This window comes from Agrobacterium sp. LMR679, from assembly GCF_027157905.1.
In the GTDB taxonomy this organism is placed as follows: domain Bacteria; phylum Pseudomonadota; class Alphaproteobacteria; order Rhizobiales; family Rhizobiaceae; genus Agrobacterium; species Agrobacterium leguminum.
This window is the reverse complement of sequence record NZ_JAPVOJ010000002.1, coordinates 387,805-408,216: the sequence shown is the minus strand read 5'-3', so window position 1 is coordinate 408,216 and position 20,412 is coordinate 387,805. Positions and strand designations below refer to the sequence as shown.

At 59.7% G+C, this 20,412-nt stretch carries 19 protein-coding genes; 8 read left to right on the top strand and 11 right to left on the bottom strand.

Annotation, left to right across the window (positions count from 1 at the left end):
- Positions 1–24: 24 nt before the first annotated feature.
- Positions 25–1,131: a calcium:proton antiporter gene (locus O3W47_RS12795; protein ID WP_174025282.1), complete on the bottom strand. Its 1,107-nt coding sequence runs from the start codon at positions 1,129–1,131 to the stop codon at positions 25–27.
- 194 nt (positions 1,132–1,325) lie between these two features.
- Between O3W47_RS12795 and O3W47_RS12790 the strand changes: the two genes are divergently transcribed.
- A complete protein-coding gene (locus O3W47_RS12790; RefSeq protein WP_003522857.1) occupies positions 1,326–1,592 on the top strand; it encodes a DUF2188 domain-containing protein in 267 nt (88 codons plus the stop codon).
- A 58-nt stretch (positions 1,593–1,650) separates the two neighbouring features.
- Here the strand turns inward: O3W47_RS12790 and O3W47_RS12785 are convergent, their stop codons facing one another.
- Positions 1,651–2,595 carry a LysR family transcriptional regulator gene (locus O3W47_RS12785; RefSeq protein ID WP_003522856.1) on the bottom strand — a complete coding sequence of 315 codons (945 nt, stop codon included), beginning with the start codon at positions 2,593–2,595 and terminating at the stop codon, positions 1,651–1,653.
- Between the two features lie 89 nt (positions 2,596–2,684).
- Here O3W47_RS12785 and O3W47_RS12780 point away from each other — a divergent pair, with 89 nt between their 5' ends.
- On the top strand, positions 2,685–3,722 hold the full coding sequence (locus O3W47_RS12780; protein WP_174025280.1) for an NAD-dependent epimerase/dehydratase family protein: 1,038 nt from the start codon (positions 2,685–2,687) through the stop codon (positions 3,720–3,722).
- 18 nt (positions 3,723–3,740) lie between these two features.
- Positions 3,741–4,109, top strand: a complete 369-nt coding sequence (locus O3W47_RS12775; protein ID WP_269313892.1) for a DUF6220 domain-containing protein — start codon at positions 3,741–3,743, stop codon at positions 4,107–4,109.
- Between the two features lie 53 nt (positions 4,110–4,162).
- Here the strand turns inward: O3W47_RS12775 and O3W47_RS12770 are convergent, their stop codons facing one another.
- The 4 genes from O3W47_RS12770 to trxB all read right to left on the bottom strand — a co-directional run bounded on the left by O3W47_RS12770 (position 4,163) and on the right by trxB (position 8,201).
- Positions 4,163–5,275, bottom strand: coding sequence for an alkene reductase (locus O3W47_RS12770; RefSeq protein WP_003522853.1), 1,113 nt, complete (start codon positions 5,273–5,275; stop codon positions 4,163–4,165).
- Between the two features lie 127 nt (positions 5,276–5,402).
- Complete coding sequence (locus tag O3W47_RS12765) at positions 5,403–5,693, bottom strand: ArsR/SmtB family transcription factor (RefSeq protein ID WP_003522852.1); 291 nt, start codon at positions 5,691–5,693, stop codon at positions 5,403–5,405.
- A gap of 612 nt (positions 5,694–6,305) precedes the next feature.
- Positions 6,306–7,202: a LysR family transcriptional regulator VtlR gene (locus tag O3W47_RS12760; RefSeq protein ID WP_020011327.1), complete on the bottom strand. Its 897-nt coding sequence runs from the start codon at positions 7,200–7,202 to the stop codon at positions 6,306–6,308.
- Between the two features lie 24 nt (positions 7,203–7,226).
- Complete coding sequence (trxB, locus tag O3W47_RS12755) at positions 7,227–8,201, bottom strand: thioredoxin-disulfide reductase (RefSeq protein WP_269313891.1); 975 nt, start codon at positions 8,199–8,201, stop codon at positions 7,227–7,229.
- A gap of 266 nt (positions 8,202–8,467) precedes the next feature.
- Between trxB and O3W47_RS12750 the strand changes: the two genes are divergently transcribed.
- Positions 8,468–8,935 (top strand): Lrp/AsnC family transcriptional regulator, encoded by a 468-nt coding sequence (locus O3W47_RS12750; RefSeq protein WP_020811379.1) that lies wholly within the window; start codon positions 8,468–8,470, stop codon positions 8,933–8,935.
- Between the two features lie 31 nt (positions 8,936–8,966).
- On the opposite strand, the gene O3W47_RS12745 is transcribed toward O3W47_RS12750, so the two are convergent.
- Together O3W47_RS12745 and greA are read right to left on the bottom strand one after the other, a co-directional pair.
- Complete coding sequence (locus tag O3W47_RS12745) at positions 8,967–10,022, bottom strand: glycosyltransferase family 4 protein (protein WP_174025274.1); 1,056 nt, start codon at positions 10,020–10,022, stop codon at positions 8,967–8,969.
- Between the two features lie 90 nt (positions 10,023–10,112).
- Positions 10,113–10,589 carry a transcription elongation factor GreA gene (gene greA / locus O3W47_RS12740; RefSeq protein ID WP_003522847.1) on the bottom strand — a complete coding sequence of 159 codons (477 nt, stop codon included), beginning with the start codon at positions 10,587–10,589 and terminating at the stop codon, positions 10,113–10,115.
- Positions 10,590–10,810: 221 nt separating this feature from the next.
- Here greA and O3W47_RS12735 point away from each other — a divergent pair, with 221 nt between their 5' ends.
- From O3W47_RS12735 to O3W47_RS12725, 3 genes are all read left to right on the top strand, one after another.
- Complete coding sequence (locus O3W47_RS12735) at positions 10,811–12,043, top strand: putative DNA modification/repair radical SAM protein (protein WP_269314832.1); 1,233 nt, start codon at positions 10,811–10,813, stop codon at positions 12,041–12,043.
- Positions 12,043–13,488 carry a UdgX family uracil-DNA binding protein gene (locus tag O3W47_RS12730; RefSeq protein ID WP_269313890.1) on the top strand — a complete coding sequence of 482 codons (1,446 nt, stop codon included), beginning with the start codon at positions 12,043–12,045 and terminating at the stop codon, positions 13,486–13,488. Before O3W47_RS12735 ends, O3W47_RS12730 begins: the two co-directional genes overlap by 1 nt.
- A 154-nt stretch (positions 13,489–13,642) precedes the next feature.
- Positions 13,643–14,782 carry a GGDEF domain-containing protein gene (locus O3W47_RS12725; protein WP_269313889.1) on the top strand — a complete coding sequence of 380 codons (1,140 nt, stop codon included), beginning with the start codon at positions 13,643–13,645 and terminating at the stop codon, positions 14,780–14,782.
- Between the two features lie 79 nt (positions 14,783–14,861).
- Here the strand turns inward: O3W47_RS12725 and O3W47_RS12720 are convergent, their stop codons facing one another.
- The 3 genes from O3W47_RS12720 to O3W47_RS12710 all read right to left on the bottom strand — a co-directional run bounded on the left by O3W47_RS12720 (position 14,862) and on the right by O3W47_RS12710 (position 19,815).
- Positions 14,862–15,050: a hypothetical protein gene (locus O3W47_RS12720; protein ID WP_031233516.1), complete on the bottom strand. Its 189-nt coding sequence runs from the start codon at positions 15,048–15,050 to the stop codon at positions 14,862–14,864.
- 297 nt (positions 15,051–15,347) lie between these two features.
- Positions 15,348–18,836: a carbamoyl-phosphate synthase large subunit gene (gene carB, locus O3W47_RS12715; RefSeq protein ID WP_003522842.1), complete on the bottom strand. Its 3,489-nt coding sequence runs from the start codon at positions 18,834–18,836 to the stop codon at positions 15,348–15,350.
- Between the two features lie 157 nt (positions 18,837–18,993).
- On the bottom strand, positions 18,994–19,815 hold the full coding sequence (locus tag O3W47_RS12710; protein ID WP_269313888.1) for a LytTR family DNA-binding domain-containing protein: 822 nt from the start codon (positions 19,813–19,815) through the stop codon (positions 18,994–18,996).
- An 85-nt stretch (positions 19,816–19,900) separates the two neighbouring features.
- Here O3W47_RS12710 and O3W47_RS12705 point away from each other — a divergent pair, with 85 nt between their 5' ends.
- Positions 19,901–20,389: a DUF2306 domain-containing protein gene (locus O3W47_RS12705; protein WP_269313887.1), complete on the top strand. Its 489-nt coding sequence runs from the start codon at positions 19,901–19,903 to the stop codon at positions 20,387–20,389.
- Positions 20,390–20,412: the final 23 nt, after the last annotated feature.

Sequence of the window (20,412 nt, the reverse complement as noted above, 5' to 3'; positions counted from 1 at the left end):
GATGCCGGGCTTTTTTCGTTTTGGTCAAAGCCCCAGAAACAGCAGCATGATGAAGGTGGCGAAGAGAATGAAATGCGTCATTCCTTCGATCGCGTTGGTCTCGCCGTCATTGAGATTGATGGCGGCGGCGATGAGGGTGATGAAGACCATGACGGTCTGAACCGGCGTCATCGCCATGATGAAAGGCTGGCCGGTATAGAGCGCGATACCTTCCATGACCGGCACGGTCAGGATGACCGTCGACAGGGATGCGCCCATGGCGATATTGACCACGGCCTGCATGCGATTGCGCAAGGCGGACCGGAGCGCGGTGAGGATTTCCGGCGATGCCGAGATCGTCGCCACCACCACCGCCATCAGCGCCGGCGGCGCGCTGGTGCCCTCGAGGCTTTCGCTTAAGAAGGCCGACATGAATTCCGCCAGCACACCGATCAGCACCACGCCGGCGATGATGAGGCCGATGGAGAGCGGTACGCTGCCTTCGTCCTCCTCTTCCGCATGGCCGTCCGATGCCTGGCCGGCCGGATGCGCCTTGCGTGGATAGGCATAGCTGAAGAAATAGCTGTGCGGGCCGACCTGCATTTTGAGGAACAGTGCGTAAAGCGCGATCATCGCGACAATGGTGAAGGCGGAGTAGACATGCCAGCTTTCATTGGGGATGAATTCCGGCACGATCATCGAAATACCCATGGCGGTGAGGATCATTACGCCATAGGTCTTGCCGGAATCGTCATTATAGGGCTGCTCGCCGTGGCGAAGACCGCCGAGCAGCGCCGCGAGACCGAGAATGCCGTTGATGTCGATCATCACGGCGGAATAAATCGTATCCCGCACCAGAGTGGGCGAACTGGATTCGCTCATGATAATGGCGAGGATCAGCACTTCCACGGCGACAGCCGACAGCGTCAGGATCATGGTGCCGTAAGGGTCGCCGACCTTGGTGGCGAGGATTTCGGCGTGATGGGCAACCCGCATGGAGATGAGGACGATGAGCCCGATCAGCGCCACCGCGGCGATAAGCGCCGCTGTTTTTCCGGCTTCGAATATTGCATGTTCGGCCAGATAGGCGACGATTGCCGCCGGTATTGCCAGCAGCAGCATGCGCTCCTGTTTCAGAATAGAACCCGCCATCGATTTCCCTTCCCCCTGATCGGCTCAGGCTGTGACGTATCGTCTCCCAGATCAAGCAGGATTTGCGCTTGAATGCTTTTGGTAGGATAGTGGTGTTGCAGGACATGCTGCTCATGCCGCGGTGTCCCATCGGGTGCAATGCTTGAAACGCGGTTGTGGTTGCCATGTCGCCTACCGAGACAGGAGGACCATGCATGACCAAAGTGGTATATGAAATCGTCGAACATGACGGAGGCTTCGCCTACCGCATGAACGGCGCTTATTCCGAAACATTCCCTTCTTATGCGGATGCCGTCGAGGCTGCGCGCATCGTCGCCGCCGAACAGCAGGTGGGGGGCGATGACGAGGAAATCAGCTATCAGGATGAGAGCGGCCACTGGCATGAAGAATACAGCCAGGGCGGCGACCGGCCGGAAGCTGAGGTGGTCGACAAGACGACGCAGCAGGCCAGACCGTTTTGATCGGCGATCCGTGGATTCCCAGCAAAGCCGGGATCACTTTGCCGGGAGTTGTTCGGCATTAGCGCCGTTTCGGCGGAGCGCCCGGATCGGTTTCTTTAAGATGCCCCTTGAGGCCTTCGACGAGGGCGCTGAACACGGCACGACATCGCGGCGAGGTCTTGAGATTTTCATGCATCGCGACCCATGTGTGGAGCGGGATGTCGATTTTCGGAAGAACCTGAACGAGCCGGGGATCCTTGCGTGCCAGACCGATCTGACAGACGCCGATGCCTGCGCTGGCGCGGATCATGGCAAGCTGGGCTAGATTGCTGTCGGCGCGGATTTCAAAGGAAATTTCCTCAATATCGGGTATGTCCGGATCGAGCGAGCGCATCCGCTGGATGGCCGCCCGAATGAAAGGCGTCTTGCGGTCGAAACCGACCATCCGGTGGTGGTTCAGATCTTCCATGCTCTTCGGGGTGCCGGCTCTTGCCAGATAGTCGCGCGTCGCATGAAATCCCAAGCGGAAATTGCCGATATAACGCATGACGATCGCATCCTGCTGCGGTTCGGTCATGCGAATGGCGATATCCGCCTCGCGCCTTAAAAGGTCTTCCAGCGTATCGGAGAGTGAAAGCTCGATTTCAAGCCGCGGGTGAACCTCCTGCATGGCCGTGATGATCGGCGGCAGCATTTCCACGCCGATGATATCACTTGCGCTGATGCGCACCGTGCCTTCGATCTTGCCGACTTCGCCGGAGGCCGCGCGCATGAGGGCGGCGGTCGTCGCCGCCAGATTTTCCGCATAGGGGCGGAGCGCAAGCGCCGCTTCCGTCGGCATCAGCCCGTGCGGCGAGCGGATGAACAGCGGAAAGCCGACGGCCTCTTCCAGCGCGCCGATGTGACGTCCCGCCGTCGGCTGGGTGATGCCAAGCTCGCGGGCGGCGGCGGACAGCGAACCGTCGCTCAGCACGCTGAGGAAGGTACGATAGAAATCCCAGCTGATGTCACGGTTTCTAGTCATAAGATTTTGTATAGCTGCTCCACTCATTTCGATAATTTCGTATATCGCGGAACGGGACGATACTCCAGCCCACAACAAGGAGTACGGCGATGATATATGAAAACAACGCAAATGCAGCGCGGAATGAACGGCCTCTGGCCCTGATTTTGGGGGTGAATGGCGGCGTCGGCAGTCAGGTCTCCAGAATGCTGCAGCAACGGGGATGGCGGGTGAGGGCAATGACGCGCCAGCGGACGTCAACGGGCCCTACGGACGGCGTCGAACGTGTGACCGGGGACGCCATGAACCGGCAGGATGTGATGGATGCGGCAAAAGGCGTGAGCCTCATCGTCCATGCGGTCAATCCTCCCGGATATCGCAACTGGGAAAGCCAGGTGCTGCCGATGCTCGACAACACCATTGCCGCCGCCGAGGCCTGCGGGGCGAGAATCGTCTTTCCGGGCAGCGTCTATAATTTCGGCCCGGACGCCTTTCCGCTTCTGACGGAAGACAGTCCGCAAAAGCCTTTTACCCGCAAGGGCGCGCTGCGTGTCGAGATGGAGCGGCGGCTGAAAATGGCGTCGATGCGCGGCGTGCCGGTGCTGATCGTCCGCGCCGGGGATTTTTTTGGGCCGGACGCGAGAAACAACTGGTTTTCGCAGATGCTGGTGAAGCCCGGAAAGCCGGTCCGGAGTGTCCAGAATCCCGCCGCACCCTATGCCGGGCATCAATGGGCCTATCTGCCGGATGTCGCCGAGACCATTGGCCGGCTGCTGGACCGCGCAGGCGAGCTTCCGGTTTTCGCCGTCTATCACATGGAAGGTTTCTGGGATTTCGACGGGCTGCAACTGGTTGAGGCCATCGAGCGGGTTGTCGGTCATCCGGTCAAGAGGCGGCAGCTATCCTGGTCGGGCATCAAATTGGCCGCTCCCTTCGTTCCCCTATTCCGCGAAGTGCTGGAAATGCAATATCTCTGGCAGATGCCGATCCGGATGAGCAATCGCAGGCTCATGGATTTCCTCGGAACGGAACCCAGAACACAGATCGACCTCGCGGTAGCGACGACACTGGCGAGCCTCGGCTGTCTTGAACAGAGGCCACAGCCGTCGAGCCTTCCGCATCCGGCCGATGCCGGGGGCAGGGTGTGATGGCCACGGTTGCGAGGGATGTCGGCCCGGCGTCGCGTGTTTGCCGTGATTTCGGCAAGCGTGCCGGTGCTGATCTTCGCGCAGGTGCTGCTGGCCGGGCTGTCGATCTATTACGATGGATCGCTGCTTTCGCTGCACAAGGGGCTCGGCTTTCTGATCGCCGTTCCGATCCTGTCACTGGCGGTTCTCGCTTCCCTATATGACGATCTGCGGCCGAACCTTGGCCGCACGCTGGTCCTGCTTGGTCTTTACTGTCTCCAGGTGGCCCTGATGAGCATCGGCCGGGAAACGGGCAATGGCTTCCTGCAGGCGCTGCACGTGCCCAACGCCTTCGTCATGGGCGCGTTTTCTGATTTTGCCGCGCGGCAGGCGCGAAGCCTGCGCTGAAAGAAAACGCCGCACCGCTTTCGGGCAGTGCGGCGTCTTTGCTTTATCCTTTATCAGGCAAGCGCCGGATAGTCGGTGTAACCTTCCGCTCCGCCGCCATAGAAGGTCGGCTGGTTCGGCTCGTTGAGCGGCGCGTCGTTTTTCAGGCGGCGCACCAGATCCGGATTGGCGATGAAGGCCTTGCCGAAGGCCACGGCGTCGACTTTACCGCTTTCAACCGCCTCGATGGCGCTCTCACGGTCGTAGCCATTATTGGCGATCCAAAGGCCTTTGCCGCCGGCATTGCGATAAGCGGCCTTGAAGGCGGCATAATCGAAAGGCTTGTCGCCCTGCTTGAAATCGCGCGGGCCGCCGGTTGCGCCTTCAACGACATGGATGAAGGCGAGATTGCGCTTGCCGAGCTGTTCCGCCACGTAATTATAAAGCGGCTGCGGATCGGCTTCGAAAATGTCGTTGGCGGGCGTGACGGGCGAGAGGCGAATGCCGGTACGGCCTGCGCCGATCTCTTCCGCCACCGCATCGACAACTTCGAGCAGGAAGCGGGCGCGGTTTTCGATAGAGCCGCCATAATCATCCGTACGCTGGTTGGTGCTGGATTTCAGGAACTGCTCGATCAGGTAGCCATTGGCGGCATGGATTTCGACGCCGTCGAAACCGGCCTCCAGTGCTGCCCGGGCACCGCTGCGGTAATCCTCGAGGATGAGGCCGATATCGTCGATGGTGAGCGCACGGGGCTCGGAGGTTTCGGCAAAAGCGCCGGTGCCGTCATCATTGATGATATAGGTCTTCGACTTGGCCGGAATGGCGGAAGGCGCGACCGGCTGGCCGCCATGCGGCTGCAGCGAGGTGTGGGAAATGCGGCCCACATGCCAGATCTGCGCGACGATCTTGCCACCGGCGGAATGCACGCCATCGGTAACCTGTTTCCAGCCCGCGATCGCTTCCCGCTTGTAGAGGCCGGGAACGTCAGCGTAACCTTGGCCCTGCTGGGAAATCGGCGTGCCTTCCGTGACGATCAGCCCGGCTGTGGCGCGCTGCTCGTAATAGGTGGCGTTGAGATTGTTGGGAATGGCGCCCGGCGAACGGTTGCGGGTGAGGGGGGCCATGACGATACGGTTGGCGAGTGCGATATCGCCGGCCTGTGCCGGTTCGAAAAGACTTGTCATGCGACTTCACTTTCTGGTCGGTTGGCGAAATTGCGCGGGGGACGCGCTGTCTTTCTGATTGGGTGCCGGAATGAAAGCCGCATTGCGGTCTCCGGTCCGTCACCCCGAGGCTCAAAGCTTGGGAGGCTCAGAGATTGGCTTGCAGATAATTGCGGAAGGCGTCGATGGTTTCCTCGTTGCGTTCGAAAAACACCCATTGCCCGACCTTTTTCGACCTTATCAGGCCGGCCGCCTGCAACACCGCCAGATGCGACGAGACGGTGGACTGTGACAGACCGCTGATCTGAAACTGGTTGGCGCATACACCCATGCTGAGCGGATGTTCCTGGCAGAAGTGACTTTCCGGAGACTTCAGCCATTCCAGGAATTTCAGCCTTGCGGGGTGCGAAAGGGCTTTGAGGATTTCCTCCGGGTTCATCGGTGTTTCTTCAATATCTGGCATGTCCGATATTTATATCGGTCATCATCGATATACAAGTCACGTCTCTGTGAGGATCGTCTGTGAGGATCGAGGGGGGCGCGGGCAGGCATTTCCAAAGAAGGCCGCTGGATATCTCCGCGGCCTGATAAGTTTGAAGGTCAAAACCTCCAGAGGGGAACAGCTGTCGCGTGCCTTGGGCGAGCGTGACAGCTGACTAAAATATGGGTGTGGGAATAATGCAAAACAAGGTTGCATCATGCGATATTTCGCCAAATTGGAGAAAATTCTTGCGGGTAAAAAAAGAGGGCCGCCGGATGGATCCAGGGCCCTTTAAGTGTGAAGGTCAAAAACCTCCAGAGGGGAACAGCTGATGCGGTGGAACTGGGAGGAAAAGCCACCGTGTGCATCAGCTGAGAGCGATATGGTGCTTTTTTGTGCACGAAACAACTCTTTTTTGTGCAGGTCAGGCATGCGCACCGCGCAGCCCTCGATATTTCCGGTATATTTTATGTGCAAAGCTGAAGAGGGGCGCCTGTGCGCCCCTCTTGCTTCTGCCTTTGTAAGGCTTTGAATTTGAAAGATTATCCTTTGACGTCGATTATTTTAACGTCAGAAGTTCCAGTTCCGAGCCTTGGCGACGATGAAGTCACGGAAAGCCTTCAGCTTTGCAGCGTTTTTCATTTCGTCCGGATAGCAGAAATAGGTATCGAATGACGGAATATCTGCCGCGAGCGAAAGCTGGATGAGGCCCGGATCGCGGCCGACGATATAATCCGGCAAGCAGGCAATACCGATTCCCAGCAGGCAGGCGCGCTTGATCGAGGTCTGGCTGTTGATCTGCAGATGCGGCGTGCGCGTATTGTCGGAAGAACGTCCGGCATTTTCCAGCCAGTTGACGTCCAGCAGATAGTTGGGCGCCGGTTCGCCGAAGGAGATGATGCGGTGGTTGTCGAGATCCTCGATCGACTGCGGTTCTCCATGGCGGTTGATATAGGACGGTGCGGCATAGACGTGCATGTGCACCGTGAACAGCTTGCGCTGAATGAGGTCCGACTGCTGCGGCTGGCGCAGGCGGATGGCGCAGTCGGCGTGACGCATGTTCACATCCAGCTCCTCATTGTCGAGGATGAGCTGGATCGACATTTCCGGATAGAGCTGCAGGAATTCCTGCACCTTGTCCGTCAGCCAGCCTTGGCCGAGACCGACGGTGGTCGTCACGCGCAGCTTGCCGCTCGGCTTCTCCGTCGTTTCGGTGAGCTGCATCTTGACGGTTTCGAGCTTCAAGAGCACGTCATGGGCGGTGCGGTACAGCAACTCGCCCTGTTCGGTGAGGATGAGACCGCGGGCGTGGCGATGGAACAGCTTGACGCCGACATCCTGCTCGAGCGCGCTGACCTGACGGCTGATGGCCGACTGGGACAAATGCAGCTTGTCAGCAGCATGGGTGAAAGACCCTGCTTCGGCTGCGGCATGAAAAATGCGCAGTTTATCCCAGTCCAATGGCATTGCCATGCCTATCCTGCCTTTCGGTTATTCCGCTGCGACAGCAAGCGGTTGATGCGCGGTGAGATAACGTTCCGCTTCCAGCGCGGCCATGCAACCCATGCCGGCGGCGGTGATCGCCTGACGGTAGATGTCGTCGGTGACGTCGCCGGCCGCGAAAATGCCTTCCACGTCGGTCGCCGTCGGATCGGGGGCGGTCCACATGTAGCCGTTGTCTTTCAGCTTCACCTTGCCCTTGAACAGCTCGACCGCCGGCGCATGGCCGATGGCGACGAAGACGCCGTCGATGGGGAATTCGCTGATCGCACCGGTCTTGGTGTCACGCAGCTTCACGCCGGAAACGGAAGGCGGCATTGGCGGCTTTGCGGGCGCGCCGGTAATTTCGGCGATTTCCGTGTTCCAGAGAATCTTGACGTTTTCCTTGGCGAACAGCCGTTCCTGCAGGATTTTTTCCGAGCGGAAGCTATCGCGGCGGTGAACGACGGTGACCGACTTGGCGATATGGGCGAGGTACAGCGCTTCTTCCACGGCGGAGTTGCCGCCGCCGACCACGATCACATCCTTGTTGCGATAGAAGAAACCGTCGCAGGTGGCGCAGGCGGAAACGCCGAAGCCCTGAAAATGCTGTTCGCTCTCGATGCCGAGCCACTTGGCCTTGGCGCCGGTGGCGATGATCAGCGTATCGGCCGTCCAGACCTGGCCGGAATCGGTCTTGACCACGAAAGGCCGTACATTGGTTTCAACTTCGGTGACGAGGTCGCTGACGATTTCCGCGCCCACATGCGTCGCCTGTTTCAGCATCTGGTCCATCAGCCACGGGCCCTGGATCGGATCGGCAAAGCCCGGATAGTTCTCGACATCGGTGGTGATCATCAGCTGGCCGCCCTGTTCCATGCCGGCGATCAGCACGGGTTTCAGCATTGCGCGGGCCGCGTAGATCGCCGCGGTATAACCGGCGGGACCGGAGCCGATGATCAATACCTTCGTGTGGCGGGCAGACATGGAAGCGTTCCTTTCAATAACGGGGCCTTTCCCTGGCAGCGCCTTTCGACACCGGGCCCTGGAGCCGCATGACGGCGGACAGGCCACAACCCCTTCGTTGCCCGGTATTTAAGGTTGTCTAGTGTCTTTATTCAAGGGCAGCCTTGCGTTACCAACAAGGCAGTTGTGGATGCGCGCGCAATTTTGTGACCGGGCGGTGGCATAATGTTGCGAATCCCGCGCCGAATAGTACAAGGAAGTTCTACAGCTTAACGAGGTACTCCTCCGTGACCAGCGTCGAACTCGATGCCATCGATCTGAAAATCCTGCGCGAATTGCAGCGCGACGGGCGCATGACCAATGTGGAACTGGCCGAAAGGGTCGGTATTTCCGCGCCGCCCTGCCTCCGGCGTGTCCGCAAACTCGAAGAAGCGGGCGTGATCGAGGGTTATCACGCCATGTTGAACGCGCCGAAGCTCGGTTTCGATCTCGTCGCCTTCTGCATGGTCGGCCTCAAGCGCCAGTCGGATAGCAACCTGAAGGCTTTTGCGGCGGCAACCGCCGGCTGGTCGCTGGTGCGCCAGGCCTGGATGGTATCGGGCGAGAGCGATTTCCTGCTGCATTGCGTGGCGAAAAACCTGACCGAGTTTCAGGATTTCGTCATCGAGGTTCTGACGGCGGACGAAAACGTCGATACGGTGCGCACCATGCTCACCATCCGGCAGGTCAAGCGCGTCGGTCTCGTGGAAATCTGAGCGGCAGGCTTTGTTCCTGCCTTAAGATGCGTTACCCGCGCCGCAAAGCCTCATAGACTTCGCCGAGACTCGTGGCCTCTTTTTCAAGCGGAAATGTGCTGCGTACATGCGAAAGGCCGGCCTTTGCATGGCTCTCGGCCAGAGCCGGGTCGACAAGATAGGTCCTTATCGCATCCCTGAGCGATGCATAGTCACCCGCCTCGACGACTGCACCGGTTTCGCCCCTGACGATCATTTCCTCATAGGCGCCGGCAGTGCTGGTGACGACGGCCGTTTCCGACGCCATGGCCTCGAGCGGCGTCAAGCCGAAACCTTCATTGCGCGATGGGGCGACATAGAGCGTCAGCCGCCGGTACCACGGCTTGATGTCGTCCACCTCACCCTGAAATACGATGCGATCCGAAAGGCCGGCGGCCTTGACATCGGCCTCGAGTGCTTCGGCAAAAGCTTTATGTTCCGCCGTTACGCGGCCGGAAACAATGGCTGTCCATTGCGGATGGGCGGGCAAAAGCTCGATCATGGCGCGCACGAAGAGATCGGTGCCCTTCTGGTGGCGCACCCGTCCAAAGCAGCCGATGAGATATTGTCCCGGCAGGCCGGTTGCCGCGATTGTGTCTTCCGGACCGGTTGCCGGATGGAACAGGTCGGTATCGACGCCATGCATGACGACGCGATGGGGTACTTCCAGAAACGAGCCGGAGCGGGTGCTGGTCGCAACCACTGCATCCATCTTCGAAATCAGAAAACGCGTATAGGCGGAATGCCGCCTTTGTGCGGCCGAGGTGAACAGCAGCTTCACCTTCATGCGCAGCACGTCACGCATGAAAAGACCCGGCAACATTTCGAGGTTGCGCCGGGCATGCCAGATGCGCGGGCCGCCCTGCGGGCCGTTTTGCCAGAGCCGCCACAAATCGCGGAAGCGCACATGCGGCAGATGCGGCGGCAGGCCGGGGCCGATGACGGCCACCTTCTGTCCCAGCCGGTTCTGCACCGGAATGAGCTGAACGATGGTGGAGGTGACGCCGGAAAGCCTGCGTTTGAAGTTCGGCGCAAGCACCTGCACATCTTTCAGACTGACGTGGGACAAGATGGGCTTCCGTCTTTGCGGCTAATTCGGGGGATTGAAAACGTCAAGAAAAGCAATGCGCCCGCATGGGGCGCATTGCATGTAAGGGCATCAGCCCCACTGAACCGCGAGAATCTCGTAGCCCTTGGCGCCGCCCGGAGCGTTGACTTCGATGCTGTCGCCGACTTCCTTGCCGATCAGCGCGCGGGCGATGGGCGAGGAGATGGAGATGCGGCCGGCCTTCACATCGGCTTCCTGGTCGCCGACGATCTGATAGGTCTTTTCCTCGTCGCTATCCTCGTCCACAAGCTTGACGGTGGCGCCGAACTTGATCTTCGAGCCCGACATCTTGGAAAGGTCGATGACTTCCGCGCGTGCGGTCAGGTCTTCGAGTTCGGTGATGCGGCCTTCATTGTGGCTCTGTGCTTCCTTGGCAGCATGGTACTCGGCGTTTTCCGAAAGGTCGCCATGGGCGCGCGCTTCCGCAATCGCCTCGATGATACGGGGGCGTTCCTCCTGCTGGCGCCAGCGCAGCTCCTCCTGCAGCTTGACGAATCCACCCTGAGTCATCGGTACTTTTTCTACCATTTTTTTATCCTTCGCATTCCGGTCGCTTTACTTGCAGACACAAAAAGAAACAGGTTCCGGAGGGGAACTCCGGAACCATGCCAAAATCATAACTGAGCCGACTATATCAGAAGACGACAGCGAAATGCCAGCAAATTTGAGGCGTGCATATTTCATTACGTAATCAATGACTTAGCCTATGTCATTGACATTCGTCTATGGAACATATAGTGAACATACCTATGAAGAAGTCGATCAGGCAACGGCTGGCCATTCTCTCCGACGCGGCGAAATACGACGCCGCCTGCGCATCCAGCGGCACGACAAAACGCAACTCCGCAGCATCGGGCGGTCTGGGCTCCACGGAAGGGTCGGGCATCTGCCATGCCTATGCGCCGGATGGGCGCTGCATTTCGCTTTTGAAAATCCTGCTCACCAATTTCTGCATCTATGATTGCGCCTATTGCATCAACCGTTCCTCCAGCAATGTCGAGCGGGCGCGGTTCACGCCGGAAGAGGTGGTTTGGCTGACGCTGGAGTTTTATCGGCGCAACTATATCGAGGGGCTGTTTTTGTCCTCCGGCATCATCCGCTCCTCCGATCATACGATGGAGGAGATGGTGCGCGTGGCGCGGGAGTTGCGCGTTACCCATGGTTTTCGTGGGTATATTCACCTGAAATCCATTCCCGAAGCATCGCCCAGGCTCATCGAGGAGGCAGGGCTTTATGCGGATCGTCTCTCGATCAATATCGAATTGCCGACCGATAGCGGAATTGGCCGTTTCGCGCCGGAAAAGCAGCCTGTCAATATTCGCCGCTCCATGGCCGATATCCGCCTGAAGATCGAGGAGGCCGGGGAGCCGACCGTCCGGACACGCAAGACCAGGCGCTTTGCGCCGGCCGGGCAGAGCACGCAGATGATCGTGGGGGCGGATGGCGCTGACGATAGCACCATTCTCTCCACCAGCGCCCGGCTTTATGGCAGCTACGGCTTGCGGCGCGTCTATTATTCGGCCTTCAGCCCCATTCCCGATTCGTCGAAAAACCTGCCGCTCATCAAGCCGCCGCTGATGCGGGAACACCGGCTTTATCAGGCGGACTGGCTGTATCGCTTTTATGGCTTCGATATTAGCGAGATAACGGCGATCGGCGGTGACGGCATGCTCGATCTCGATATCGACCCGAAACTCGCCTGGGCGCTGAAACATCGCGACCGTTTCCCGGTGGACGTCAATGCGGCGGATCGGGAAATGCTGCTGCGTGTGCCCGGTTTCGGCACCAAGACGGTGGCCTCCGTTCTCTCGTCACGGCGGTTCCGGCGGCTGCGGCTGGAGGATATCGCGCGTTTCGGTGTTTCCGTGAAGAAGGTGAAGGCTTTCATCGTCGCCGAGGGCTGGACGCCGGGCAAGCTGACCGAGCGGCCGGATTTGCGGGCGATGTTTGCACCGCAGCCTGAACAATTATCGTTGTTGTGATGTATGGCCCAGTTCTGGAAGGGCGGGGCGATTTCGGCGAGTGGCGCGATGCCGCGCGTGCGGCCCTTGCCGCCGATATTCGGCCGGAGACGATTGACTGGCGGTTGCGGGATGACGGGGCAGGGATGCTGGATTTCGCCGGTGAGCCCTTGCCGACGGTCGATGCCGGCAATGGGCAGGTTTCCGTTCCGGCCTCGTTCGTGGCCCTGGCGCAGGCCGTCATCTGCCACGGCGATCCCGGCCGGTTTGCGCTGCTTTACCGGTTGTTGTGGCGGCTGAAGCGGGATCGCGCCCTGTTGCAGTTCAAGTCCGATCCGGATGTTGCAGAGGCCCGCTTGCTTGAAAAATCGGTGCGCCGGGATTGTCACAAGATGACGGCTTTCGTCCGTTTCAAGGAGTTGCCCTTGCCGCAGGGGCAGGGCGGGCGACGGCGGTTCGTGGCCTGGTTCGAGCCGGATCATTTCATCGTCGAGCGAACGGCAGCGTTTTTCCAGCGACGGTTTACCGATATGGACTGGCTGATCGCCACGCCGAAAGGGTCTGCCCGATGGGATGGAAGCGAGTTGCAAACCTCGCGGGAGGCGGCGGCGAAGCCTGATCTGACGGACGAGACGGATGAACTCTGGCGGACCTATTATGCCAATATATTCAATCCGGCGCGCCTCAAGATCAAAGCCATGACGGCGGAGATGCCGAAAAAATACTGGAAGAACCTGCCGGAAGCCGATCTCATTCCCGACCTCATCCTCGGTGCGGAGGCGCGGGTGCTGGAGATGGCCGCCAGGGCGGCAAGCCAGCCGCAGCCTTTTCACCATCGCCTGCAGGCTGCGGCCGCCGCACGGGAGATGCCGCAACCCGTGCCGGACGGCACGCTCGCATCGCTGGCGCGGGAGGCTGGCCATTGCACCCGCTGCCCCCTGCATTGCAGCGCCACGCAAACGGTTTTCGGTTCGGGGCCGGAGGATGCGGAAATCATGATCGTTGGCGAGCAGCCGGGCGATCATGAAGATCTCGCTGGAAAGCCTTTTGTCGGCCCGGCCGGCCAGCTTTTCGACCGAACTCTTGCCGATGTCGGTATCGAGCGCAAAAAGCTTTATGTCACCAATGCCGTCAAACACTTCAAATACGAAACGCGCGGCAAACGACGCATCCATCAGCGGCCGAATGCGGGCGAAGTGGAGCAATGCCGCTGGTGGCTCAATCAGGAAATCGCGCTTATTCGGCCGAAACTGATCGTTGCCATGGGCGCAACGGCGCTTTATGCGCTGACCGGCGGCAAGGAAAAACTCTCGGAGATTCGGAGCCGTCCTCTGCCGATGGAGGAGGGCCGAACGCTTTTTGTCACCGTGCACCCGTCTTATCTCCTGCGCCTTGCCGATGGGCAGGCGAAAGAGGTGGAAATGATGCGGTTCAAGAAAGATATTAGTTTTATTAGAATGTTCTAATGAATTTTTATTTGCTCGCTGGGGATTTATTCAGGTCTCTGGCCAAAACTTGCAGTAGTATCATTCGCTGATTATTTATCTGTTATTTTTATTGAAATTTTATACTTTCTATTATAATTGATTTCTCCGAATTTATTTACCGTATGGACAAATCATGTTGGGTGAACTCGACCTTGCGACAGTCATACTGATGCAAAAGTGTTCTTACATCGTTGGGCTTTTGAGTTTTATCTATCTGAAAATGACCAATCGCGGCTTGCGCGGTCCCATCCCCCTTGCGGCGGGTTTCGCCTCGATGGCGATTGGCTCCACGCTTGCCGGTTACGGCGAATGGGGAATATTGTCGCCCGCCTTATGGCGGCTCGGCAGTGTCGTTTTCGGTATTGTGGGGTACGCGCTGATCTGGCTCGGCTTGAAGGCGTTGAGCGATGGGCGTTCCGTCGACCGACGGACCGTATCCCTTGTCTGCCTCATCTCCGTGCTGGCGATGGTTGTCGCGCAGCAGGTGGCGGACAATAATGCGTATCGCGCGGCGCTCTTCAATGGCTGCGCGTCGCTCGCCTATCTCGCCGGGGCATTGGGGCTTTTCGCCAGATGGCGCAGGGAGCCGCTGCTCTCGCGTCTGGCGCTGGGTGGGATCACCGGCATCTCCGGTCTCATTTCGCTATCGGTGGTGAAAAGCGTGCTTTTCCCCGATTTTGCCACCATCAATCTGGTCAATGCGTTCTTCTTCATCATCATGCTGAACTTCGCCATTGCCCTGTTCGTGATGATGCTTGTAGCCGAGCGGTCAGAACGCAAACTGCTGGTTCTTGCGAATACCGACCCGCTGACGGGCGTCAAGAACCGGCGCTTCTTCTTCCAGACCATGCCTGCGACGCCCGATCCCGCCGATGCGGCCATGTTGCTGGATATCGATCACTTCAAGTCGATCAACGACCGTTTCGGCCACGCCGTCGGCGATAGCGTCCTGCAGGAAGTGGCGAAGCGCATCGGCGGCAGCATCCGCGGCGGGGATGTGCTGGCGCGTTACGGCGGAGAGGAATTCATCATCTACCTGCCGGGCGCCGGCGTTCGCAAGGCTTGCATGATCGGCGAACGCATTCGCGATGCGATTGCGGTAACCGAGGTCGATTGCGGCGGCCTGCGCGTCGGCGTCACCATCAGCATCGGCGTTGCCGCCACTGGCGAGATGCGCTGCGATCTCCAGACGCTCGCGGAAATGGCGGATCGCGCACTTTACCGCGCGAAGATGGAAGGGCGCAATTGCGTTCGGGAGGCGCAGGCGGCATAGGCGGGGCTGCGGGCCGTCGATCTTTCCGCAGGGCCGCACCGCGTCTTTTTGTCGTGTAGCGTCGTTGTTGCCCTTCGGTCTAAAAGGGCGGCTTGTCTGCTTCATCCGCCGTGGCGCGACGGGACAGGGCCTCTTTCAGAAGAACCTCGATCTGGGCATTGACGCTGCGCAATTCACCGCTCGCGGTGTGCCGGATCATGTTCAATATTGCGGGTTCGATCCGCAGCGGAAAAGCCACACGCTCCGGTCCCGGTGGACGTCCAGCCATGGTCAGTTCCTCAAGGCGTTTTGGCTTATCGGGGCCAGATGTTCCCATCGCCGGGACCGGATGGCGGGGCGATTCAGCATCTTAATGGACCATTTGGCCGGAGCTTTGGCAACGCCGCGGCGAATGGCTGCGGGCGATCCGTCATTGCGGAATAGGGACATCATGGGCCTCGTTCGAACCTGATGTTTTGATACCGGTAATGAATTGCAGCAGGATTACGCGATGCAAAACGCCGCGGGCATGGTGACCCGCGGCGTTTTGTTTTCATTCAGCGTTGGAACCTGGGGTTCCCGCAGCTTACTGGAAGTAGCTCTGCAGCGGCTTTACTTCCAGATTGCCGGCCTTCAGCGCCTTGATGGCAAGCGCTGCCGCTTCCGCGCCGGCCATCGTCGTATAGTAAGGCACCTTCTGCATCAGCGTCGCGCGGCGCAGCGACTTCGAGTCAGAAATCGCCTTGTTGCTGTCGGTGGTGTTGATGACGAGCTGGACCTGACGGTTGCGGATGGCGTCTTCGATGTGCGGACGGCCTTCCTGCACCTTGTTGATCTTTTCGGCGTTGATGCCCTTTTCGGCGAGGAAGCGCTGGGTGCCGCCGGTGGCCAGCACCTTGAAGCCGCTTTCCACGAGAATGCGGATGGCAGGCAGAACGCCTTCCTTGTCCTCGTCACGCACCGAGACGAAGACTGCACCGGAGCGGGGCAGGTCGACGCCTGCGCCGAGCTGGCTCTTGGCGAAGGCCAACGCGAAATCGGTATCGAGGCCGATGACTTCGCCGGTCGAGCGCATTTCCGGTCCGAGCAGGATGTCGACGCCGGGGAAGCGGGCGAAGGGGAAGACGGCTTCCTTGACGGCAATGTGCTTCAGGTTGCGCGGATCGGGCTTTTCGCCGTAAGCGGCAATCGCCGGATCGAGCTTCTCGCCGGCCATGACGCGGGCGGCGATCTTGGCGATCGGCGCGCCGATGGTCTTGGCGACGAAAGGCACGGTGCGCGAGGCGCGCGGGTTGACCTCGAGAACGTAGATCGTGCCGTCCTTGATGGCATATTGCACGTTCATCAGGCCGCCGACATTGAGCGCCTTGGCAAGCGCGGTCGTCTGGCGTTCCAGCTCGTCAACGATTTCCTTTGACAGCGAACGGACCGGCAGCGAGCAGGCCGAGTCGCCCGAATGGATGCCGGCTTCTTCGATGTGCTCCATGATGCCCGAGACGAAGACGCTTTCGCCGTCGCACAGCGCATCGACGTCCACTTCCACGGCGTTGGTCAGGTAGCTGTCGAACAGCAGCGGGTTCTTGCCGAGCAGGGTGTTGATCTGGCCGGTTTTGTCGTTCGGGTAACGCTGCTTGATGTCCTCGGGGACGAGGCCCGGAACCGTGTCGAGCAGATAGGTCTGGAGCTGGCCTTCCGAATGGATGATCTGCATGGCGCGGCCACCCAGAACGTAGGACGGGCGAACGACCAGCGGGAAGCCGATTTCCGAAGCCACGAGGCGGGCCTGCTCGACCGAATAGGCGATGCCATTGTTCGGCTGGGCAAGATCCAGCTTCATCAGCAGCTTCTGGAAGCGGTCGCGGTCTTCGGCAAGGTCGATCATGTCAGGCGCGGTGCCGAGGATCGGGATACCGTTCTTTTCCAGCGCTTCGGCGAGCTTCAGCGGGGTCTGGCCGCCGAACTGCACGATGACGCCGACCAGCTCGCCCTTTTCCTGTTCGGCGCGCATGATCTCGATCACGTCTTCGGCCGTCAGCGGCTCGAAATAGAGGCGGTCGGAGGTGTCGTAGTCGGTGGAAACCGTTTCCGGGTTGCAGTTGATCATGATGGCTTCGAAGCCGGCATCCTTCAGCGCGAAGGCGGCGTGGCAGCAGCAATAATCGAACTCGATGCCCTGGCCGATACGGTTCGGGCCACCGCCGAGGATGACGACCTTCTTGCGATCCGAAACCTGCGCTTCCGAGCGGGCTGCGCCGACGAAGGGAATTTCATAGGTCGAATACATGTAAGCGGTGGGCGACGCGAATTCGGCAGCGCAGGTGTCGATGCGCTTGAAGACCGGGCGGACGTTCAGGCTGTTGCGCAGCTCGGCCACTTCCTTCGGGCGCTTGGACGTCAGGCTGGCGAGGCGGGCGTCGGAGAAGCCCATGGCCTTCAGCATCCGCAGGTTTTCGGCGTCCTGCGGCAGGCCATGCTCGCGGATGCGGGCTTCCATGTCTACGATGGCCTTGAACTGGGCGATGAACCACGGATCGATCTTCGAGTTTTCGTGGACTTCCTCTTCGCTCATGCCCATGCGCAGCGCCTGGGCGACCATGCGCAGGCGGTCCGGCGTCGGCGTGCCGATGGCGGCGCGGATGGCGTTCTTGGAACCTTCGCCTTCCTCGTAGCCGGGGATTTCGATTTCATCGAGACCGGTGAGGCCGGTTTCCATGCCGCGCAGCGCCTTCTGCAGCGATTCCGCGAAGGTGCGGCCGATGGCCATGACTTCGCCGACCGACTTCATGGCGGTGGTGAGGATCGGCGAAGCGCCGGGGAATTTCTCGAAGGCGAAACGCGGGATCTTGGTGACGACGTAGTCAATCGACGGTTCGAAGGAAGCAGGTGTCGCGCCGCCAGTGATGTCGTTTTCCAGTTCGTCCAGCGTGTAGCCGATGGCGAGCTTGGCGGCGATCTTGGCGATGGGAAAACCGGTCGCCTTCGATGCCAGAGCCGACGAGCGCGAGACGCGCGGGTTCATTTCGATGACGACGAGGCGGCCGTCCTTCGGGTTGACGGCGAACTGCACGTTCGAGCCGCCGGTTTCCACGCCGATCTCGCGCAGCACCGCAATCGAGGCGTTGCGCATGATCTGGTATTCCTTGTCGGTCAGCGTCAGCGCCGGCGCGACGGTGATCGAGTCACCCGTGTGGACACCCATCGGATCGATGTTTTCGATGGAGCAGATGATGATGCAATTGTCCGCCTTGTCGCGGACGACTTCCATCTCATATTCCTTCCAGCCGAGAACCGATTCTTCGACCAGGACTTCCGTCGTCGGCGAGGCGTCGAGACCGCCGGAGACGATGTCGAAGAATTCCGAGCGGTTATAGGCAATGCCGCCGCCGGTGCCGCCGAGCGTGAAGGACGGGCGGATGATGGCCGGCAGGCCGACATGATCGATTGCCTGCGCGGCGATTGCCATGGCATGGGCCATGTAGCGCTGCTTGCGGTCGGTTTCGCCGAGGTTCCACTGGTTTTCGAGATCGTCCAGCGCCTTGTCGAGATCGGGGCCGGAAAGCTTGCCCTTCAGCTCGGTGCGGGCGGCTTCGTGCTTCTTGCGGTCGGCGTCCTTGATTTCGGTGGCGTTTGCCAGCATGGAGCGCGGGGTTTCAAGGCCGATGCGGGCCATGGCTTCGCGGAAGAGGGCGCGGTCTTCGGCCATGTCGATGGCTTCGGGCTTCGCACCGATCATTTCCACATTGTAACGGTCGAGAACGCCCATGCGCTTGAGAGAGAGCGCGGTGTTGAGCGCGGTCTGGCCGCCCATGGTCGGCAGAAGCGCATCCGGACGCTCCTTGGCGATGATCTTTGCCACGACTTCCGGCGTGATCGGCTCGACGTAAGTGGCGTCGGCAAGGCCGGGATCGGTCATGATCGTCGCCGGGTTGGAGTTGACCAGAATGACCCGGTAACCCTCTTCCTTCAGCGCCTTGCAGGCCTGTGTGCCGGAATAGTCGAATTCACATGCCTGACCGATGACGATCGGTCCCGCGCCGATGATGAGGATGGACTTGATATCTTGGCGCTTCGGCATGGCTCTCTCGTTCCGCTTTTCGGTTGCGCAAAACACCGGCCAGGGTGAAGGATCACCGGTCGGGGGGCGCAATTCAAATGTTTTCAGGCTAGAAGCGGCTTATAGGCAAATGTTTTTGAGAACGGAACCCCATAAATTCCGGAATCGACAGAAACTCTTAACCGGCAGGGGCGTGTGCGGTGAAACGGGCCTGGACCGCTGCACTATAGGAGCGGCTGACGGGAATTTCCGTGCCGTCCTGCATCACCACATAAAGACGTCCTGCCTTTCTCAGCAGCGAGGCCACGCCGGCATCTGCCACCCAGTGGGAGCGATGCACCTGCAAGCCCTGCGTATCGCCGATTTCCCGCAGCGCATCGGCAAAACGCAACAAAACGAGTTGTCTGCCGCGTGTGGTGACGATTTCGGTATAATGGTCTTCCACGGAAAGCCGCAGCAGCGGGCCGCGCCGTGCCGGCTCCAGACGATCCAGAATGGCCGGGCGCTCCCTGACTGACGGCGATGGCGGGTTTTCCGCCTCAGCCGCTTCCACCGGTTCGTCTCTATGCCCGAGACCGGCGGTCAGATAACTCAGGAAACAGAATATAAGGCAAAGCGGCAGCGCAGCCTGCGCATCCTCACCAATCGATGCCGTGTCGATGGATTGCGCGAAAAACGCATGGTTGGCGAGGGTTATGATTGCGCCGATGGGCAGGGCGGCGGCGATGGCTCCGGCCATCATCCGGGCAAGCGGGCTTGTCAGCGCCCGAGCCAGCGCGGCATTGGCGAAGGCCGAAAAACCGGTGGTAATGATCCAGCCCGAGCCCAAAAGCAGGGTCCAATAGGCAGCCCTTGGCCAGAAGGTCATTTTCTGGCCCGTACCATAGGGACCGGTCAAGATGAAGAGAAAGAGGATGGCGAGAAACGTGCTCCACAGCGAACGGGAACGCCCCATCGCTTGCAATTGGCGAAGCGTGGATTGCACGACAGTGCCGTTCACGAAATTCTCCCGCTGTTTGCGCCATTCCGGTTGAGCCGCGCCATGTTTCGCTGAAATTGCCGCCGAGTTCAACCGGGTGAGATAAATGTCCCTTCAGCCTCTTCTTGATGCGCCTTTCGCCGTTCAACTGCATGTGGCGACGGTCATTCCCGCCGCCATCATCGGTGCGGTGGTTTTATTCTCTCCGAAAGGCACGCCTTTTCATCGACTGCTTGGCAAGATCTGGGTTGTCCTGATGATTGTCACGTCGTTCTCGACATTTTTTATACATGAGCTGAATGTTTTCTACGGTTTCAGCCCGATCCACCTGATGTCGATTTTCACCATATATGGCTGTCTGCAATCGGTCTATTTCGCGCGCAGGGGTGAAATAAAGCACCATATGCGCATCATGCAGGGCGTCTATCTCGGCGGTATCGTCATAGCGGGCGGCCTCACCTTCCTTCCCACGCGTATTATGAACGAGGTTGTTTTCGGCAATGGCGGGGATGATTTTCTGACACTTTTGGTCGGCGGCCTGTTGTTTGTTTTCCTGTTCGTCGCGGTCTTCAGGCAAAGACGGCGAGCCGCCTGAGAGAGGCCACGCTTCCTTCCGGA